Source organism: Halobellus captivus (genome assembly GCF_007655485.1).
GTDB classification, from domain to species: domain Archaea; phylum Halobacteriota; class Halobacteria; order Halobacteriales; family Haloferacaceae; genus Haloquadratum; species Haloquadratum captivum.
In genome coordinates, this window is the sequence record NZ_VJXQ01000001.1 from 755,406 (window position 1) to 772,359 (window position 16,954).

Below are 16,954 nucleotides of genomic sequence, written 5' to 3' on the forward strand. Positions count from 1 at the left end.
GAGCGAGTGACGATGCCCGACCGACTTCTCGTCGACGCGATGTGCGGCAAGCTGACGACGTACCTGCGGATGTGCGGCTACGACGCCGCGTACGTGCTGGAGGGGCGCGTCGGCTCCGAGGGATCGACATCGGAGAGTCCGCCCGACGACGACATCGCGGCGTGGGCGAAGCGGTCCGGTCGAACGCTCCTCACGCGCGACGTCGGTCTCGTCGAACGCATCGACGACGCCGTGGTACTGACCGCTCGCGACACGATCGAGCAACTTGGGGAACTCCACGCGGCGGGCTACGCGCTCGCGCTCCCTGAATCGCCGACCCGATGTAGCGCGTGCAACGGCGAACTTCGCCGCGTCGGTTCCGAGGAGTCGCTGCCGCCGGAAACACCGAATCCCGCCGAAGAACCCTGCTGGCGGTGTCGCGACTGCGGGCAGGTGTTCTGGAAGGGAAGTCACTGGGACGACGTGGCCGCGACGCTCACGAGCGTTACTGACTGAGGGCGGCAACCGCGTGCAGAACCTTTTCGCGGAGGCTCGACCGCGCCGACCAGTCCTCGCCTCAGCGGTTCGGCCGCGCCGACCAGTCCTCGCAGGGGTCCATATCGTCCATCAGTTCCTCGTGAGCGCCGCAGTAGGGTTCGATGCCGGAGTCGGTCCGGACGTACTCGAAGTGCGCGCAGTTGCCGCAGTAATGGTCTGCGGCGTCGTAGTTCCGTGGACCCGGTTGGCCGGTGTGTTGCCGGGAAGTGGGCCCCGACGCGGCAGCGTTCTGGCGTGCCGTCGACGACGGTCCCCCCGTGGCCTGCGGGCCCTGTGCGGACGTCGTCGGAGGCGAGTCGTCCAGGGGAGAGGAGATCACTTCGGCGTCGGTGCCGCCGTCGGAGGTGGGTCCGGGACCCGCGCTACCGGTCTGGGTCTCGACCTCGCCGTCGGGCGTGCCGCCGAAGAAACCGATTCCGCCGAAGCCGCTCCGGGGACGTTCGACCGGGACGTATCGCGTCTCGTGTCGGCGCGTCACGTTCACCATCGCGGTGCCTCCCGGATCGTTGCGCGTCTTGAAGTTCGCGACGCCGACGAACAGACACCAGAAGGTGAGCATCGCGCCGAGAAAGTAGATCCCGACGGTCAGAAGCGTCAGGTCCGGCGTACTGTTGGCGCAGAGCGATCCGGACCAGTGGCAGGGATAGGCGTACGTGAAGAGCGCGACGCCGACCACGGCGATTCCGGCGCCGACCACCGCGGCCGCTTTCGTGAGTCGCCCCGACGGGAGCACGGCGAAGATCCCGAGGAACACCGACGGGATCCCGACGCCAGCGAGGACGGCACCGAGCTGTCGTTTGGCCGTGAGTGCCGCGACGTCCGACCCGTACAGGAGATCGGTGGTGGCGACGACGATCCCCGAGACGACGAGGAGAGCACCCGCGAGAAACAACCCCAATCCGAAGAACAGTCGGCGGAGGCTCGCCCCCGTTTGCTTTCCCCTGTAGACCTCCGAGAGACTGGGCATACCCGCCCTTCGCGGGCACCACACAAAACGATGCGTCAGACGGACGCACGACGGAGTGGTATCGACGGCGCGTGCCGCCGAGGTGAAACGCTCTCTGAGGAGCGGGTGTGACACTCTCGACGAAGGATGTGGCTCGACTGGGCGAGGGGATGTGCCCCTCCCGAGCGACAGGCGTCGACGCACCGAGTAACGAAGTCCACCGTGACGCACTCTCACGGTGTGTCGAAGGGATTATTGTCGGTGATGGCAAACCGGAGCGTATGGCAGATGAGGAGGAATCCGAGGGCCCCGTCGTTGAACTAGGCGAGGAGACGCCCGTCGAGGGCCAGCCGTTGGCGCGCGTCGCCGCGCGGCTCACCTGGCCCCACGAGATGAGCCGGATCGTCGCACAGGAGGGCGACAGCGTCATCCGAACCCCGTCGGGACCGCAGACGCTCTCCGAGGTGCTCGAAGACGTCGACGAAACGTACGTCGACTCGCGGCAGACGTTCGTATCGCTCGTGAAGGACGTCGTGGGCGACGGCCCCGTCGCGACCGAGTAACGCCGCGCACGACGGTGTCCGTCAACGCCCGTATCCGGACCGCCGTCGACGAACTGAGCTGGCTGCAGCGTACGCTACTCGTCGGATTGGTCCTCTCGGTTCTGTGGAGCACGTGGTCGGTTCCGCCAGCGAGTCTCCGGGCCCGCGTGGTCCGCGACGTGATCCTGTTTCTCCTAATTCCGGTCAGTTTAGCAGTCACTCACGGCCGTCGGCTGGGCTTTCGCGTCGATCGAACCGCCGTCCGCGACACGCTCATTCTCGCGGCGTTCGTCCTCCCGTTCTATCTCGTGGGTTCGTCGCTGCCGACCATTCGAGCGTACTATCCGATGTGGCACACGACGACCGCGCTCGGCGAATTCCTGCCGCACACGATTCAGCAACTGCTCGTCGTCGTCGCCGCCGAGACGTACTACCGCGGGCTGCTCTGCGTCGGCGTCAGCGAGGAGTTCGGGTTCAAGAGCGTCTTCATCAGCCCCGTCGTCTACGCGCTACACCACGTCGGCAAACCGCCGATCGAACTGCTCCTCTCGGGTCCGACGGACGTCCTCTTCGGCGCTGTCGACTACCACAGCCAGTCGCTCCTGCCCTCGATCGTCGCCCACGGACTGGGGCTGACGCTGCTCGACTGGCTTATCCTCCACAACCCCATATTCCCGCCGGAGGACGTCCTCGCCGCGCTTCGGTGGCTCCCGATTCCGTTGTAATCTCGACTCGATGTCGTTCGAGAGGACGGGACGCTCCCACGGTAGTGTATAGTACAGACAATTGCATACTTTTTCATCGTCGGACGCCGTACGTCGAACCGATGACGCTACCAATCGATCCGAGCGCAATCGCCGCGGGGGACATCGGAGAGGAGCGGGCGACGCTCCGAATGGAGCACGAAGAGGCCGTCGAACACGTCCGCGAGGCGTTCACGGAGGCGGGCTTCGGCGTCGCCACCGAGTTCTCTCCCTCGGAGATGTTGAACGAGAAGGTCGACGCCGGGCGGGATCCGTACTACGTGCTCGGCGCGTGTAACCCAACGATGGCCGACCGCGCGCTCGACGCGAGCGAGCGGAAGATCGGCGGGCTGTTCCCGTGTAATGTCGTGGTCTGGCAGGAGGAACCGGGCGTTCAGACCGTCTACCACGTGAGCATTATGCGAATCGCGCGGCTCGTCGGAATGACCCCCGACGACGAGACGATGGCCGACATCATCGCCGACACCGGTGAACTCGTCGACGAGGCGTTCGGCAACCTCGACGCCGAATAGCCGTCCCGATCGGGGAATCGGTAGCGAATACCCGCCCCGTCAACTCCCTTCGTTTGCTGGTCGCGGCGTCCACGAGCCGAGCTGCCGCATCGTCGCATCCATCTGCGAGAAGTGGGCGGTTTCCCTGCTATGTGAGGTCATAACAAGAACGTCGGCAGTGTGGTATAAGTGTCTTCTGTCGAAGTAGTTTGAGGTACTTAGGTCACTTGCAGGAAATATAGAGTATATCACCATATATTCAGTATATTTATCTAAATACGTCCAACTATCTGGGGAAGAGTAGGCTGTATGGGTACGCGTTTTGATGCGGTTCCAGCGGGAGATGCGGTCCGAACACCGTCAAGACACCGAACACGGAGGTGCGGTCGCGCGTCCGTCTCCGGAACACTTAGCCCGTCGCCAGCCACAGCGACACGTATGACGCGAAGCGACTGGGGAGACTGGCTCCCGCGCGCCGTCGAAGCAGCGGACCCCGACACCGTCGCCGTCTGGTACCTCGGCTGTAACGGCTTCGTTCTGAAGGGAAGCGAGGGGACGACCGTCGCCATCGACCCGTACCTCGGCACGGGCGACCCGCCGCGGACGGTTCGCATGATTCCCGTCCCCTTCGACCCCGAAGACGTCGCGGAGATGGACGCCGTCTTCGCCACTCACGAGCACACCGACCACACCCACGGGCCGAGTCAGGCACCGATTCTCGAGAACACGGGTGCGACGTTCTACGGGCCGGACGACTCGCTTTCGGTCGCCTTCGACGACGAGGCGTGGCTCGACGAGTACGATCTCGACGAGTCGCAGTTCACCGAGGTCGCTGAGGGCGACACCCTCGACGTCGGGGAGTTCACCGTCCACGTAGAGTTCTCGAACGATCCCGACTCCACGCACCCGGTCTCGTACGTCTTCGAGCACGACTCGGGAACCTTCTTCCACGGCGGCGACACGAAGCCGCACGAGGAGTTCGACGCGCTCGGCGAGCGCTACGACATCGACCTCGGCGTGCTCGCGTTCGGCGCAATCGGCAACATCCCCGACAAGCAGACGCGCGAGCCGGTCCGAACCCGCTGGTACTCCACGGAGAACGAGGTGGTCAAATCGGCCTCCGACCTCCAACTGGATCGCTTCCTCCCGAGCCACTGGGATGTGTGGAAGGGGATGACCGCCGATCCGAAGGTGCTGCACCACCACACCCGTAGCTACGAGTATCCGCGGTCGCTGGAGGTCGCCGAAATCGGCGACCGCATCGATCTCTGAGGCGAGGGGACCGCGTCTCTCGTGACGACTCGATTCGAATTCCGCAGTGCCGTTTCCACGCCTCGCTATCGCTCGGCGGGAAACGAACGTGGCGGGATCCCCGCGAGTCGGGCGAGCGGGGGTACGCCACGTGAGCAAGCGGAGCGCAGCGAACGTGGCGGGATTCGAACCACAGTCGGACGTGCTCGCTGCGCTGCGCGCGACCTCCCTGATTCGAATTCCGCAGTGCCGTTTCCACGCCTCGCTATCGCTCGGCGGGAAACGAACGTGGCGGGATTCGAACCCGCGATCTAGGGGTTAGGAACCCCTTGCCCTGGTCCACTAGGCCACACGTCCCACCGACGAATAGCGTAGCTACCGCTTAAAACGGATGCGGTTTCGTGAAAAGGACCGGGTGGAAGCAGGATACCGTTTGCCATCGCGTGTACGCATCCGTTCGCACGCCGTCGTGCGATCACGTGAGTCGAGACGTACAACCGCGACGGGACGTCTCAGTTCGTTTCGGTCGACTTCTCGGTCGAGGCAGAATCCGTCGAGGTGGATTCCGTCGACGTCGTGGTCTCCGCATCTTCCTCCTCGTCGTCGTTGTCCATCTGGCTAAGCTCTTCTTCGATCTCCTCGCGGCCGCGTCTAAACTCGCCCATCGCTTGTCCCGTCGAGCGAGCGAGTTTCGGGATCTTGTTGGCGCCGAACAGTAGCACCAGTATGAGCAGGACGACGAGCACTTCCGGCCCACCCGGCAGCCCCGGGAACAGTGGGGTGATAGTTCCGTACATCGCTACCAGAACCTAACCCAGTGGTAATTATAGGCTTTTTGCTCGGCCAGCCCGGTAAAAACCGGTACTCGAAGGGAGATTGCAAGCAAAGACAGGAACATTCAACCGTGACGGCTCTCGAACCCCCGTATGGTCTCAGTCGGCGACGATGCACCTGATTTCACCGCACCGCTCGCGAACGGCGACCTCGAATCGTTCACGCTCTCGGAGAACCTCGACGACGAACCGGTCGTGCTCGCGTTCTTCCCGGCGGCGTTCACGGGGACGTGCACGACCGAAATGTGCACCTTCCGAGACCAGATGGCCAACTTCGAGGACGTCGGCGCGGCGGTCTACGGCGTCAGCATCGACACGCCGTTCACCCTCAACGAGTTCCGCGCGCAGAACGACCTCAACTTCGGCCTCATCAGCGACAACAACCGAGAGATCATCGACGCCTACGACGTCTCAATGGACTTCGCGGACCTCGGCGTCTACGACCTCGCGAAGCGCGCCGTGTTCGTCGTCGACAGTGATGGAGAAATCACCTACGCGTGGGTGAGCGACGATCCGGGCGTCGAACCCGATTACGAAGAGGTCGCAGCGGCCGCGAAGGCGGCGCGCGTCACCTCGGTGTAGTCAAGCGCTACCGAACGCGACGACCGGTTCATCCGCACTTACTTTGCCGTCGGCGGAGTATCGGGAGCTATGACGCAATCGACCGGGAACGGGGGACGCGAGTACGACCCCGATACCGAACACAACTTCCCCGACGAACGGCTCAACGCCGTTCTCGACGAGATCACCACGGACCCGGAGATCACGACATACCTGGACGCGCAGAACGTCAACGCCGTGGCGCGAAAGGGATACAACGATCACGGCGCCAAGCACATCGAAATCGTCCGCAATCGCGCGCTCTGTCTGTACGACCTCCTGAAGGGCGGCGGCGTGGCGTGCAACGGCGCGGTCGATCAGGGGCTCGAGGAGGCCGACGAAGCGGTGATCATCGCCCTCGCCGCCACGCTGCACGACATCGGCCACGTTGTCCACCGCGACGATCACGTCTACTATTCGATCCCGCTCGCGGCCGATCTGCTGGATCGACTCATCCCGCAGTTGGGGTTCTACGACACCGCGGAGGCGGTCCGCCTGAAGGCCGAGGTGTTGCACGCGATCCTCTGTCACCACACCGAGGAGGATCCGCTGACGACCGAGGCGGGGATCATCCGCGTCGCCGACGCGTTGGATATGGAACGCGGTCGGTCGCGTATCCCCTACGAGAAGGGCGGTCGTGGGATCAACACCCTGTCCAGTCGGGCGATCGAGAATGTCTCGCTGCGCGAGGGTAACGGCAAGGCCGTGCTCGTCGAGATAGAGATGGTCAACGCCGCGGGCGTCTATCAGGTCGACAACCTCCTGAAGGCGAAGCTGGACGGGTCCGGGCTCGAAGAACACGTCCGAATCGTGGCCGTAAACAAGCGCTCCGAGGATCAGTTGGTCGAGCGAATCGAACTCTGAGTTGCGAGCGGTGTTGCGTCGCGAGCGGCGTTGCGTTACGAATCGTGTCGTGCTGTGAAACGCAGTGAATCGCGGGCCGTTTTGTCCGAGGACGCTCCACCGGATCAATCGTTCGCGGGCGAGACCTCTTCGAGACCGGCGACGGTGAGTTCGCCGGTGAGCGTGCGGTTCGGGTACGGGATATCGATCCCCTCCTCGTCGAAGCGCCGCTTGACGGCCGTGACGTACTCGCCGCGCGTCTTCACGAAGTCCGCGCGACTCGGGTCAGAGATCCAGATGCGCGAGGTGAGCGTCACCGAGGAGTCGCCGAGTTCGGTCAGCCGGACCGACGGCGCGGGGTCTTCGAGAATGTCCTCGCGGGCCTCGGCTTCCTCGATGATGATCTCGGTCGCCTTCTCGGTGTCGTCGTCGTAGCCGATCCCGAACGGCACCTGCAGGCGGAGCTTATTCTTCGCGACGGGGTTCTTGATGACGCCGTCGGTCAGCGCCGAATTCGGGACGGTGAGCAGTTCGTTGTCGAACGTTCGGACGCGGGAGACGCGGAAGCTGATGTCCTCGACGATTCCCGAGTTTCCGTCCCACTGGATCCAATCGCCGATCTTGAACGGCTTGTCGGTGTAGATGAAGATCCCGGCGACGAAGTTCTTCAGGACGTCCTGCATCGCGAAGCCGATCGCCAGCGTGGCCGCGGCGGCGATCGTCGCGAGCGACTGCAGGAAGTTGGGATAGCCCGCCGCACCGAACGCGGCCGTCACGCCCGCGAAGCCGACGACGATAACGAGGAGTCTCCGGAGCGGTGTCTGCGCGTGCGGTTCGAGGCCGCGGGAGTCCATCATCCGCCCCGCGATCGGAAGGAGCACGCTGCGGCCGACGATGAACACGACCGCGAACACGATGAGGAACGCGAGCGCCTGCCCGAGCAGGCTGGCGACCGCGTCCGGGAGACCGAAGCCACCGAGAAGTCGAGCGATCGAATCGTTGAGCCCGATTCCGGCCTGCAGCGTCACCCCGGCGCTCATCGGTGCAGGACCCCCGTGTTCCCGCGCGTTTCGATCACCGTCGCGTTCGTGCGCTCGGCGAGATCCTCGGTGAGCTCCTCGGCGGTCGTGCCCCCGCGGGCCGCCCGGAGGAACTTGACTTTGATCAGGTCGCGCTCTTGCAGCTGATCAGACGCCTCCTCGACGACTGGATCGATACCCCCCTTCCCCACCCAGACAGTGACGTCCAGGTCGTGGGCCGCCTTTCGCAGCTCGTGGTCCGACATACGCGTTCGCTAGGGTGGGAGATGGTTTGAAACTTAAGACATCCGGACAGACGCTCGCGGAGATGACTCCGATCGGTCAGATGACTCCGATCGGTCAGACGACACTGATCGGCCAAACGACGATAATCACTCTCGGGGAGGACTTCAACCGCGCTAGTCGTACGGGTATCGCTTCGTCGCGCCGCAGCACAGACACCTGACGACGACGTGCCCCGACTGCAGCCGAACGCGCGCGGTCGCCCCCGGGCGGAGATACGCGTCGCACTCGTCGCAGGTGAACCGCCGGAACCGCCGCGGCAGTCGGACGCGGTTCCGTTCGCTGACTCGGCGGGCGAGACGGACGTACTCGCGGGCGCGGTCGACGTCGCCTCCGGCCGTCGCCTCCCGAGCGAGGTCGTGCAGTCGCTCGATTCGCTCCGCCGGAATGCCCATACCGAGGCACCGAGTCCGGCGAGTAAAGGCGTTCCGAAGCGGCTGGGTGCCTCGAAGCAGAAGGACCGGAAGCGGTACACTCTAAGTCCGCCCCCGCGAACCGGTGACGACGTGTCTCTCCGCGCGCTCAACTACCTCGAACTCGAATCCCGGCTGGAGCGTAGCGGCATCGGGACCGCGACGGACCAACAGCGGGCGGCTCTCGACCGAACCGACGTCGACGTCGTCACCTCGCCGTGGCGCGGCGGCGATCCGTTCTCGGGCGTTCGCTCGCTCGCGACCGGGAACGACCTCTTCGAGGAGTACGACCTGGCTCATTGCAACCTCGTCGGTCCGGGATCGCTCGCCGTCGCGCGCCACGCCCGGCGCAACGACATCCCCTTGATCCTGCACACCCACGTCACGCGCGAGGACTTCGCAGAGTCCTTCCGCGGGTCGACGACGGTCGCGCCCGCGCTGGGCCGCTATCTCAAGTGGTTCTACTCGCAGGCGGACCTCGTGCTGTGTCCCTCGGAATACACGAAGCGCGTGCTCGAATCGTACCCCGTCGACGCCCCGATCCGGTCGATGACGAACGGCGTCGACGTCGAGGCGTTAGAGGGATTCGAGGGCCTTCGCGAGGAGTACCGCGAGCGCTACGACCTGTCGGGAACGGTCGTCTTCCTCGTCGGCAACGTCTTCGAGCGGAAGGGGCTGACGACGTTCTGTCGCGTGGCCGAGGAGACGCCCTACGACTTCGCGTGGTTCGGCCCCTACGATACCGGGCCGCACGCCTCCAAGGCGGTCCGCAGGTGGACGTCGGACTCGCCCGAGAACGTCACCTTCACCGGCTGGATCGACGATATCCGCGGCGCGTACGGCGCGGGCGACGTTTACCTCTTCCCGACGAAAAACGAGAACCAGGGCATCGCCGTGCTCGAAGCGATGGCCTGCGGAAAGGCGGTCGTGCTCCGCGACATTCCCGTGTTCGAGGAGTTCTACACCGACGGTCACGACTGCCTCAAGTGCGAGACGGACGAGGAGTTCCGCGCGGCCGTCGAGCGGCTCGCCGGGGACGACGCGCTCCGGGAACGCCTGGGCGAAAACGCCCGACAGACCGCGATGGAGCACAGCTTAGATCGAGTGGGCGAGCGACTCGCGGCGACCTACCGCGAGGTTCGAGACGCCAAACGCGTCGGTCGCCCGGTCGAACTGGGTGACTGAGACGACGGCGACGACTGAGACGACCGCGTTCGCAACGACAGCGACTCCCGCGACGCGACTCCTCCAAGTCGCAACGATTTAAGCCCGCGTGCGTGAATCGCCGTCGATGGCACCCGTCTCGGTCGCGGCGTTCACCGACACCTATCTCCCGACGGTCAACGGCGTCTCCTACACGATTCAGACGTGGCGCGACCGCTGGCGCGACCGCGGTGGGACGATGCGCGTCGTCTACCCCGGCTGCGACGAGTACGACCCGGCTCCCGAGGAGTACCCCATCAGGAGCCTTCCGTTTCCGATGTACGAGGGGTTCCGGCTCGGGACGCCGCGGATTCCCTCCGCCGCCCAGGACGTCGACGTCGTCCACGCGCACACACCCTTCGCGGTCGGGCTCGGCGGCGTCCGACTCGCGCGCCGGAAGGACCTGCCGCTCGTCACGTCGTACCACACACCGACCGCGGAGTACGCCGACTATCTCACGTCGCGACCGCGGATCGAGCACAGCATCGAGCGCCTGGCTGAGCGCTACGAGCGGTGGTTCCTCGCCCGCTCGGACGCGGTGATCTGTCCGAGCGAGGACGCCAGAAGCCGCGTCCGCGAAACGGTCGACACCGACACGCCCACAGTGGTGCTCTCGAACGGCGTCGACGTCGAGTTCTTCGCGCCGACCGATCCCGAACCGTTCCGCGAGCGCTACGAACTTCCGGACGGTCCGCTAATCGGCTACACCGGCCGCCACGGCTACGAGAAGAACCTCTCGGAGTTCCTGCGCGCGGCCGCGGGGATGGACGCGACGATCGTCGTCGGCGGCGACGGCCCCGCTCGCGATGAGCTCGAAACCCTGGCGGCCGAACTCGACGTCGACGCGCACTTCCTCGGCTTTCTCCCACGCGAAGAGTTACCCGCCTTCTACTCGCTGCTCGATGCCTTCGTTTTCCCGAGCCCGGTCGAAACGCAGGGCCTCGTCGCGCTCGAAGCCAACGCCTGCGGGACGCCCGTCGTCGCGGTCGACGCGGGCGCGCTCTCGGACACGGTCGAGGAGGGCCTCACGGGCTATCACTACGACCACGGCAACGTCGCGGGCTGCCGGGCGGCGATCGAACGCGTCCTCGACGAGCGCGAGTCGCTTTCACGGACCTGTCTGGAACGTCGCGAGTCGCTGAGCGTCGAACACGCCGTCGATCAGCTCGCGGCGCTCTACGAACGGGTTATCGACGAAAACGGAAGCGAAAACGAGTAGTTCGGCGATCCGCTCAGTCGTCGAGGTCTTCGACGGCCTGCGCGATGCGCTGAAGCTGTCGCGTCGCGTCGCGGACCTCGTCGCGGAGCTGTCGAACCTCGCGGACGAGTTCCTCGTTACCGCCAGACTCGCGCTCCTCGGGGCCGCCCATTCCGCCGGGACCCCCGGGGCCGCCTCCCATTCCGGGCGGGCCGCCACCCATTCCGCCAGGACCGCCCCCGCCCATCATTCCGCTCATCATCTGCGCGAACGGGTTGCCACCGCCGCCACCCATCCCGCCGGGGCCGCCCCCGCCCATCATCTCCTCGGGCTCGGGACGTTCGCCCTCTTCTCGCTCTTCGGCGCGTCGCTCGCGGATTTCCTCGACGCGCTCGCGGAACGACTTCTCCTCGGCCTCGGAGTCGTCCGCAGGTGATTGGTCTGCGTCGTTCTCGGCGGCGGAATCGTCTGGTTCTTCCGACATACCTCCCGGTACAGGCTCGGCCCGCAAATGACTGTTGGTCGGCGAACGACAGTCCCTCGTGCCGACCGAATTCGCGACTCTCGTTACGCCAGGATCGAATTCGCGACTCTCGTTACGCGAGGACCGAATCCTCGTCGCCCTCGCCGTTGGGCTGTGTCATCTGTTCGAGGACGTCGTGGAGGGTGACGTCATTGATGAGGATGACGTCGCCGACGGCGCGAACCCAGCGGTACGGCAGAATGACGCCGCGCTTGCCGCCGACGATGTCCGAAAAGAGTTCGTCGTTGAGTTGCGTGAGCGCGAGTCCGGTCACGGCCTGCCGCTCGGTGAGATCGAGTCGGACGTCGGCGACCTCGCCGACGAATACGCCCTCGTTCGAGTACACCTCGCGGCCGACGAGCGTCGTGATCTTCTGGGGGGTCTCGTCCATACTTCGTGATTGAGAGCGTCCATCTTAATTGTTCGCAGGACACGGTGGAAGCGAGAAGAACGCGGGTGACGGGAACGCGGATGAGTGTCGACATCTTACTCACGCCGCGTCGAACTCTTCGGCGGTCACGCGGACGACGACAGTCTCCTCGACTTCGCGGAGGTCGTACTCGGGGACGGTCCCGTCCGGCCGACGCGTGACGTACATCGGTTCGACCAGCGCGCCGTCTTCGAGCCCGTAGATCGCGAGGCGCTCGCCGGTCTCTTGGGGTCGCACGTCGCCGTCGCGGATCGCCGTCGCGAGCGCGCGACTCAGCCACTCGTCGGTCGAGACGCTGGGCTCGCGGACCAAGGCGACGTCGGCGAAGCGGACGAGATACCAGTTCAGGTCGTTGCAGAGCGATACCGCCGATCCGAGGCTGACCGTATCGACCGCCAGCGAGTTCTCGAAGGGCGCGTACCGGTCGTACGTCGACAGCGCTTCGCGCGCAGTCTCGCGGGAGAGCAGTTCGTACTGAACGTCGACGTCCGCCGACCCGACGAAGCAAACGCGAGTCACGATCGGAGGATCGAGACGTGACCGCGGCGTCGGTTGTCGGTCGGTGCGTGCGCGATGCGCGGCGAGAGAGCGATCATAGGGAGACGACCGCGCGGTGGCGCGGGTGCTGTCCCGCGGTTGCCGAGGAGACCATAAATCGGTTGCGGTGCGCCGCGTCAGTGATGACTACGGTGCGTCGCGTCCGTGATGACTACGGTGCATCGCATCTGTCGAGAACGTATTGATTCGACGGCGCGCAAGAAACGGCCGATAGAAACTCGCCGCCCCCGGTCTGAGGCATTCAGTGGTTCGCGTCGGCGACCTCGTCGGCGACTGTCGTCGTCTCGTCTAGCCACGCGTCGGCACAGCTCTCGTCACAAAATGCGAGCAACCGACGCTCGCGGGTCAGCTTCTCGCCCTCGGCGGGCGCGCGTTCGCGATCCAGTTCCACCTGGTAGTGCGCGTCCAGGAGATCGACGCTGTCGCCGCACATCGGGCACGTTTCAGTGGTCGAATTCCAGTCGCTGCACGGTACTACGTGTCTCACGGTCCACTCCGCATCCGACGTCGAGGGGGAGGGACGGCAGCTCTTTGACATTGACAGAACGTACGTCCTCTAGGTATGTAAATCCATTTTTGCCCGGATTATCACACAGAAATCGAACAATAGTGAACGATGATTCGGCATTTGATACACATACACATAGAAATTGTGCTGTGCGTTCACACGGAGGACGGTCGTGTACGGCGGGTGGGCGTGTACCGCGAATGGGCGTACACGGCGGATGGGCGTGTACCGCGAAATCACTACCCGTCGAACGCACGCCCCGCTTCACGGCCCGCCTCTCGGGCCGCTTCGAGCACGCCCGCGGGCTCGCGGGCTCGCACGTCACTCAGCGTCGCGTTCGTTTCCGGATGCGACGGCGCGATGCGGTCGCAGCCGACAGGCAGCGTCGCGTCCGTGTACGTTCCGAGGTCTCGCGCGGCGGCGACGATGTCGGGCTTATCGACCGTCAGCAGCGGCCGGTGCACGGGAAACGAGACGGCGGCGTCCGTCACCGCGAGGTTCGCACCGGTCTGACTGGACTTCTGCCCGAGCGCCTCGCCCGTCGCAATGCTGTGTGCGCCGACGGTCTCTGCGACCCCCTCGGCCGCGGCGAGTATCGCGCGCCGGAGCGACAGCATTCGCGTGTTGTCGGTCTCTGCGACCAGTCTCCCGACGAACGCACCGCCGTCGACGACGCGGGGACGGAGGTCCTCTCGGGGCGCGCGTTCGGCGACCGTCCGACACACGTCGAGCGCGCGGGCGCGGTGATCCGCCCCGCCGTAGTCGCCGAGGTCGACGTAGACGGGGACCGTCACGCAGCCGCGCCGGAGGAGTTGCCACATCGCGACGGGAGAGTCGAGACCGCCGCTCACGAGCACGGCCACGCGCCCTTGCGTGCCGACCGGCAGCCCGCCGGGGCCGTCGAACCGGCGCGCGGAGACGTACGCCTCGTCCTGACGCGCCTCGATCCGATACGTCCGATCCGGATCGTCGAGGTCGACCGCCGCGCCGGTGGCCTCGCCGACGACGCGTCCGCCCTCGACGTTCAGATCGCGGGTCGAGAAGCCGTGAGCGCTCGACGGACCGACCCTGTCGCTGTCGACCGCGTAACTCTCTGCCTCGGCGTGAGACCCGGTCTCAGCGAGGCGTCGGATCGCCCCGAGGATCGGCTCCAACCGGGGATCGACCGCGATCGCGGGACGGGCGAAGGCGATTCCGGGCAACGTCGCGGCGACGCGCGCCGCTGCGGTGGGGTTGTCCGTCCGGATCACGATTCGCGACCACGGGCGCTCGACGGTCCCCCCGATCTCGGCGGCCGCCAATGCGGCCTCGACGTCGCGAGCGAGTCGCTCGGCCATCTTCGAACGGACGGCGCTGCTCTTCGTTCCGAAGTCGCCGTGGCCCACGAGGACCGCGTTCGTTGGATCCGTCGATCCGTCGGCGTCCGTGTCCCCGGAATCCGAGTCGTTCGTCGCGGTCACGGGTGATGGTTCGCGGCGAGCGGCTTCAGAACGTCGAAAGCTCGCCCTCGATGACGCGACGAGTGATATCGGTGACGTTCGCCAATCGCTCGTCGATCCGCGCGCGGACTTCGGGCTCGATGTCGGCGAGGTCGACGCCCTCCTCCGTGACGATCTTCGCGTCGGCGACGTGCGGCCGGTCGATCGGCCGACCGATCTGGGAGAGCAGCCGGATCTGGAGGTCGCGGATGCCGTCGACGTCCGCGACGACGCTCTCGGCGATGTCGGTCGAAAGGAGGTTGTAGATCTTGCCGATGTGGTTGACGGGGTTCTTTCCGGAGGTCGCCTCCATACTCATCGGACGGTTCGGCGTGATGAGCCCGTTGGCTCGGTTGCCGCGGCCGACCGAGCCGTCGTCGCCCATCTCCGCGCTCGTGCCCGTGACGGTGAGGTAGACCGATCCGGATTCGTAGTCGTCGGCAGTGTTGACCGCGACGGTGACGTCGCGGTCGGTGAGCTCTCGGGCGACGTCGCCGACGTACGCGCGGACGCGCTCGACCGCGTGATCGTAGTCGTCGAGGTCGTCGACGTAGGCGTCGACCATCGCTGCGGCGACGGTGATGTCGATCGCGTCACCCTCGCGCTTGCCCATCACCTTCACGTCCGGACCGAGCTCCGGGTTGTCGTCGGCGTACGGACCGTTGAGACGTTGTTCGACCGTCAGCACGATCTGCTCGGTCTCGGTCAGCGGCGCGTGGCCGACGCCGTAGGAGGTGTCGTTCGACATCGGGACTTCCACGTCGTCCTCGCCGAAGACGTCCTGCAGGTCGCCGGAGCCCTGGCCGATCCGGGTGTCGACGACGATGTCGGTGCCGACCTCCAGTTCCGGGATGTTCTCGTTCAGGTACTCGCGCGCGGCGGCGATCGCCGTCGCGTCGACGGGCAGTCGCTCGCCGTCGTACTCCCGTGTGGCGCGGCCGACGATGAGGACGTAGATCGGCTCGACGATCTCGCCGCCGCCGTAGGTGGGTGCGGACTCGCCAGCGACGAGTTGGGTCTCGTCGGTGTTGTAGTGAAGCACTTTGCCGACCCGGTCGAGATAGAGCTGTGAGAGCGCCCGCGAGACGGCTTCGGCGATCCCGTCGCAGATCGAGTCCGGATGGCCGATCCCCTTCCGTTCGACGATTTCGACCCCCTGATCCTCGACTGCGGCCCTGTCTGCAGCCTCGATCGCGATGTTCCGTTCGGTCATTGCCGGAGGCTTCTGCCCGGGTCGTTCTATAACTTGCGGAAAAGTTCGCCAGTACAAATATTACTGTTGAGTATTTCTACCGGACAACCCGTCACTCCTCGGCGGCGAGAAGCAGTCCGAGATACGACGTCCGAATCTGCTCGTCCGGATCGAGGCCCAGTCGTTGGAGGACTTCGAAGACGCCCGCTCGGACGCGTTCGACGTCCGCCTCGTCAGCAGCCTCGGCTTCGACCTCCACGAACTCACCCAGGCCGTCGACGCGATCGAGCGTGACGGTGTGACCGTCGAGATCGAAGAACTCCCGCTCCTTCTCGACGACGGCCGCGGGCTCGAAGCCCAGTCCGTCGAAAATCGCACCGGCGGTGTCGCCGTCGCGGACGGTCGTTTCGTGTTCCTCGCGCGTCTTCGACGCCTCGTCGAGAAGCGGTCCCTTGTAGGTCACTTTGGTGTTCGATTCGCCGGACTGCTCCGGCGACGCTCCCGGGGCGCCGGGGCGCCGTTCCCGCCGGAGTCGAAGCGCCTCGTCGGTCTCCGCGAAGTCGCGGTGCGGCGCGTCGTAGTACGTGTCGACTTGGACGAGTCGTCCGCGCGACTCGGCCCCCGCAGCGGTGAGGGCGTCCCGAACCGCGTCGTGGGACGCGCGGAGTTTGACCTCGACTTCGATCATAGCCCGTCGATCGGTCCGAGCGGGGAAAAATCACCGCGATCGACCGATATAACCCTCAGCATTTATTATTCACAATGTCGTATGTGAACACGAGACTATGAGTGGCGAAACATCCGAATCACCGACACCGGCGGTAGACGAGGAACTGGTCGAATCGTTCGAGATACCGATCACCGGCCACGTGGTCGTCGCCGCGATGGGTGGGGGCCTGCTCGGAACAGTGGCGATGCTCCCCGTACTCGTGGGGATTCCGGGCCTCCTCGGACTGTTTCGGACCGGTCCAGTGACTGAGTTTGCCGGGTTCGCGTCGTTCTTCGGCCTCGAACCGACGGTCTTGCTTGGAATCGTGCTCTTCGGGTTCGGCGGGACCGTGGTGCTCCCGCTCACGTTCCTGGTTGTGGGCGCGTTTATGCCGCCGGAGACACCGCGATATCTCCGCGGCGCGACGTTCGCGACGGCGTTCTGGGTCGGATTCCTTCCGGCATTCTGGCCGGGCGCAGATCTCTTTACGACGGCTTCCTACGTCGTGTTCTCTCTCGCCGGTCACTGGATCTACGGACTGACGCTGGGGTTCGTTCTGACGCGGACCACGGGGTTACCTCAGCACGAGGTCTGAGCCTGCGTATAATTTATA

General features: G+C 65.4%; 22 protein-coding genes and 1 tRNA gene. 10 read left to right on the forward strand and 13 right to left on the reverse strand.

Annotated features, from left to right (window positions below; translation table 11 throughout):
* The first annotated feature begins 12 nt into the window (after positions 1 to 12).
* The gene (locus FJT57_RS03700; RefSeq protein WP_144901802.1) at positions 13 to 495 is read left to right on the forward strand and encodes a Mut7-C RNAse domain-containing protein; all 483 of its coding nucleotides are present in this window, start codon (positions 13 to 15) and stop codon (positions 493 to 495) included.
* A gap of 61 nt (positions 496 to 556) precedes the next feature.
* On the opposite strand, the gene FJT57_RS03705 is transcribed toward FJT57_RS03700, so the two are convergent.
* The gene (locus tag FJT57_RS03705; protein ID WP_144901804.1) at positions 557 to 1,504 is read right to left on the reverse strand and encodes a DUF7139 domain-containing protein; all 948 of its coding nucleotides are present in this window, start codon (positions 1,502 to 1,504) and stop codon (positions 557 to 559) included.
* A 260-nt stretch (positions 1,505 to 1,764) separates the two neighbouring features.
* On the opposite strand from FJT57_RS03705, the gene FJT57_RS03710 reads away from it, so the two are divergent.
* The 4 genes from FJT57_RS03710 to FJT57_RS03725 all read left to right on the forward strand — a co-directional run bounded on the left by FJT57_RS03710 (position 1,765) and on the right by FJT57_RS03725 (position 4,552).
* Positions 1,765 to 2,046, forward strand: coding sequence for a DUF5789 family protein (locus FJT57_RS03710; protein WP_144901806.1), 282 nt, complete (start codon positions 1,765 to 1,767; stop codon positions 2,044 to 2,046).
* Between the two features lie 14 nt (positions 2,047 to 2,060).
* Positions 2,061 to 2,750: a CPBP family glutamic-type intramembrane protease gene (locus tag FJT57_RS03715; RefSeq protein ID WP_144901808.1), complete on the forward strand. Its 690-nt coding sequence runs from the start codon at positions 2,061 to 2,063 to the stop codon at positions 2,748 to 2,750.
* 101 nt (positions 2,751 to 2,851) lie between these two features.
* Positions 2,852 to 3,301, forward strand: coding sequence for a DUF302 domain-containing protein (locus FJT57_RS03720; RefSeq protein WP_144901810.1), 450 nt, complete (start codon positions 2,852 to 2,854; stop codon positions 3,299 to 3,301).
* A gap of 417 nt (positions 3,302 to 3,718) precedes the next feature.
* The gene (locus FJT57_RS03725; RefSeq protein WP_144901813.1) at positions 3,719 to 4,552 is read left to right on the forward strand and encodes an MBL fold metallo-hydrolase; all 834 of its coding nucleotides are present in this window, start codon (positions 3,719 to 3,721) and stop codon (positions 4,550 to 4,552) included.
* A gap of 262 nt (positions 4,553 to 4,814) precedes the next feature.
* On the opposite strand, the gene FJT57_RS03730 is transcribed toward FJT57_RS03725, so the two are convergent.
* Both FJT57_RS03730 and tatA read right to left on the reverse strand, forming a co-directional pair.
* Positions 4,815 to 4,888 (reverse strand) — tRNA-Arg (locus tag FJT57_RS03730).
* A gap of 155 nt (positions 4,889 to 5,043) precedes the next feature.
* Positions 5,044 to 5,328 carry a twin-arginine translocase TatA/TatE family subunit gene (tatA, locus tag FJT57_RS03735; protein WP_144901815.1) on the reverse strand — a complete coding sequence of 95 codons (285 nt, stop codon included), beginning with the start codon at positions 5,326 to 5,328 and terminating at the stop codon, positions 5,044 to 5,046.
* A gap of 129 nt (positions 5,329 to 5,457) precedes the next feature.
* On the opposite strand from tatA, the gene FJT57_RS03740 reads away from it, so the two are divergent.
* Both FJT57_RS03740 and FJT57_RS03745 read left to right on the forward strand, forming a co-directional pair.
* Positions 5,458 to 5,946, forward strand: coding sequence for a redoxin domain-containing protein (locus FJT57_RS03740; RefSeq protein WP_144901817.1), 489 nt, complete (start codon positions 5,458 to 5,460; stop codon positions 5,944 to 5,946).
* A 69-nt stretch (positions 5,947 to 6,015) separates the two neighbouring features.
* Complete coding sequence (locus FJT57_RS03745; protein ID WP_144901819.1) at positions 6,016 to 6,828, forward strand: HD domain-containing protein; 813 nt, start codon at positions 6,016 to 6,018, stop codon at positions 6,826 to 6,828.
* A gap of 104 nt (positions 6,829 to 6,932) precedes the next feature.
* On the opposite strand, the gene FJT57_RS03750 is transcribed toward FJT57_RS03745, so the two are convergent.
* The 3 genes from FJT57_RS03750 to FJT57_RS03760 form a co-directional block, all read right to left on the reverse strand.
* Entirely contained in the window at positions 6,933 to 7,847 is a 915-nt protein-coding gene (locus tag FJT57_RS03750) for a mechanosensitive ion channel family protein (RefSeq protein WP_144901821.1), read from the reverse strand.
* A complete protein-coding gene (locus tag FJT57_RS03755) occupies positions 7,844 to 8,092 on the reverse strand; it encodes a YhbY family RNA-binding protein (protein WP_144901823.1) in 249 nt (82 codons plus the stop codon). Before FJT57_RS03755 ends, FJT57_RS03750 begins: the two co-directional genes overlap by 4 nt.
* A gap of 153 nt (positions 8,093 to 8,245) precedes the next feature.
* Complete coding sequence (locus tag FJT57_RS03760; RefSeq protein WP_144901825.1) at positions 8,246 to 8,524, reverse strand: ribonuclease P protein component 4; 279 nt, start codon at positions 8,522 to 8,524, stop codon at positions 8,246 to 8,248.
* 111 nt (positions 8,525 to 8,635) lie between these two features.
* Between FJT57_RS03760 and FJT57_RS03765 the strand changes: the two genes are divergently transcribed.
* Together FJT57_RS03765 and FJT57_RS03770 are read left to right on the forward strand one after the other, a co-directional pair.
* Complete coding sequence (locus FJT57_RS03765; RefSeq protein WP_144901828.1) at positions 8,636 to 9,727, forward strand: glycosyltransferase family 4 protein; 1,092 nt, start codon at positions 8,636 to 8,638, stop codon at positions 9,725 to 9,727.
* Between the two features lie 106 nt (positions 9,728 to 9,833).
* Positions 9,834 to 10,964: a glycosyltransferase gene (locus FJT57_RS03770; RefSeq protein ID WP_144901830.1), complete on the forward strand. Its 1,131-nt coding sequence runs from the start codon at positions 9,834 to 9,836 to the stop codon at positions 10,962 to 10,964.
* Between the two features lie 13 nt (positions 10,965 to 10,977).
* Here the strand turns inward: FJT57_RS03770 and FJT57_RS03775 are convergent, their stop codons facing one another.
* The 7 genes from FJT57_RS03775 to cyaB all read right to left on the reverse strand — a co-directional run bounded on the left by FJT57_RS03775 (position 10,978) and on the right by cyaB (position 16,320).
* Positions 10,978 to 11,427 (reverse strand): hypothetical protein, encoded by a 450-nt coding sequence (locus FJT57_RS03775; protein WP_144901832.1) that lies wholly within the window; start codon positions 11,425 to 11,427, stop codon positions 10,978 to 10,980.
* A 112-nt stretch (positions 11,428 to 11,539) separates the two neighbouring features.
* A complete protein-coding gene (locus FJT57_RS03780; RefSeq protein WP_144901833.1) occupies positions 11,540 to 11,857 on the reverse strand; it encodes a PRC-barrel domain-containing protein in 318 nt (105 codons plus the stop codon).
* 99 nt (positions 11,858 to 11,956) lie between these two features.
* Positions 11,957 to 12,415, reverse strand: a complete 459-nt coding sequence (locus FJT57_RS03785; protein WP_144901835.1) for a DUF5804 family protein — start codon at positions 12,413 to 12,415, stop codon at positions 11,957 to 11,959.
* A gap of 280 nt (positions 12,416 to 12,695) precedes the next feature.
* Entirely contained in the window at positions 12,696 to 12,887 is a 192-nt protein-coding gene (locus tag FJT57_RS16890; RefSeq protein WP_238993894.1) for a hypothetical protein, read from the reverse strand.
* Between the two features lie 314 nt (positions 12,888 to 13,201).
* Positions 13,202 to 14,347, reverse strand: coding sequence for a tRNA sulfurtransferase (locus FJT57_RS03795; protein WP_238993917.1), 1,146 nt, complete (start codon positions 14,345 to 14,347; stop codon positions 13,202 to 13,204).
* 100 nt (positions 14,348 to 14,447) lie between these two features.
* Positions 14,448 to 15,653 (reverse strand): methionine adenosyltransferase, encoded by a 1,206-nt coding sequence (locus FJT57_RS03800; RefSeq protein ID WP_144901839.1) that lies wholly within the window; start codon positions 15,651 to 15,653, stop codon positions 14,448 to 14,450.
* A 91-nt stretch (positions 15,654 to 15,744) separates the two neighbouring features.
* Positions 15,745 to 16,320 carry a class IV adenylate cyclase gene (cyaB, locus tag FJT57_RS03805; protein WP_144901841.1) on the reverse strand — a complete coding sequence of 192 codons (576 nt, stop codon included), beginning with the start codon at positions 16,318 to 16,320 and terminating at the stop codon, positions 15,745 to 15,747.
* A gap of 97 nt (positions 16,321 to 16,417) precedes the next feature.
* Between cyaB and FJT57_RS03810 the strand changes: the two genes are divergently transcribed.
* The gene (locus FJT57_RS03810) at positions 16,418 to 16,936 is read left to right on the forward strand and encodes a DUF6789 family protein (RefSeq protein ID WP_144901843.1); all 519 of its coding nucleotides are present in this window, start codon (positions 16,418 to 16,420) and stop codon (positions 16,934 to 16,936) included.
* Positions 16,937 to 16,954: the final 18 nt, after the last annotated feature.

Bases quoted from the DNA above. Each gene is read 5' to 3' on its own strand.
- FJT57_RS16890 (WP_238993894.1), bottom strand. From the start codon at position 12,887: ATGTGCGGCGACAGCGTCGATCTCCTGGACGCGCACTACCAGGTGGAA.
- FJT57_RS03750 (WP_144901821.1), bottom strand. From the start codon at position 7,847: ATGAGCGCCGGGGTGACGCTGCAGGCCGGAATCGGGCTCAACGATTCG.
- FJT57_RS03770 (WP_144901830.1), top strand. From the start codon at position 9,834: ATGGCACCCGTCTCGGTCGCGGCGTTCACCGACACCTATCTCCCGACG.
- FJT57_RS03775 (WP_144901832.1), bottom strand. From the start codon at position 11,427: ATGTCGGAAGAACCAGACGATTCCGCCGCCGAGAACGACGCAGACCAA.
- FJT57_RS03725 (WP_144901813.1), top strand. From the start codon at position 3,719: ATGACGCGAAGCGACTGGGGAGACTGGCTCCCGCGCGCCGTCGAAGCA.
- FJT57_RS03720 (WP_144901810.1), top strand. From the start codon at position 2,852: ATGACGCTACCAATCGATCCGAGCGCAATCGCCGCGGGGGACATCGGA.
- FJT57_RS03700 (WP_144901802.1), top strand. From the start codon at position 13: ATGCCCGACCGACTTCTCGTCGACGCGATGTGCGGCAAGCTGACGACG.
- FJT57_RS03740 (WP_144901817.1), top strand. From the start codon at position 5,458: ATGGTCTCAGTCGGCGACGATGCACCTGATTTCACCGCACCGCTCGCG.
- FJT57_RS03800 (WP_144901839.1), bottom strand. From the start codon at position 15,653: ATGACCGAACGGAACATCGCGATCGAGGCTGCAGACAGGGCCGCAGTC.
- FJT57_RS03710 (WP_144901806.1), top strand. From the start codon at position 1,765: ATGGCAGATGAGGAGGAATCCGAGGGCCCCGTCGTTGAACTAGGCGAG.
- tatA (WP_144901815.1), bottom strand. From the start codon at position 5,328: ATGTACGGAACTATCACCCCACTGTTCCCGGGGCTGCCGGGTGGGCCG.
- FJT57_RS03705 (WP_144901804.1), bottom strand. From the start codon at position 1,504: ATGCCCAGTCTCTCGGAGGTCTACAGGGGAAAGCAAACGGGGGCGAGC.
- cyaB (WP_144901841.1), bottom strand. From the start codon at position 16,320: ATGATCGAAGTCGAGGTCAAACTCCGCGCGTCCCACGACGCGGTTCGG.
- FJT57_RS03760 (WP_144901825.1), bottom strand. From the start codon at position 8,524: ATGGGCATTCCGGCGGAGCGAATCGAGCGACTGCACGACCTCGCTCGG.
- FJT57_RS03780 (WP_144901833.1), bottom strand. From the start codon at position 11,857: ATGGACGAGACCCCCCAGAAGATCACGACGCTCGTCGGCCGCGAGGTG.
- FJT57_RS03755 (WP_144901823.1), bottom strand. From the start codon at position 8,092: ATGTCGGACCACGAGCTGCGAAAGGCGGCCCACGACCTGGACGTCACT.
- FJT57_RS03810 (WP_144901843.1), top strand. From the start codon at position 16,418: ATGAGTGGCGAAACATCCGAATCACCGACACCGGCGGTAGACGAGGAA.
- FJT57_RS03745 (WP_144901819.1), top strand. From the start codon at position 6,016: ATGACGCAATCGACCGGGAACGGGGGACGCGAGTACGACCCCGATACC.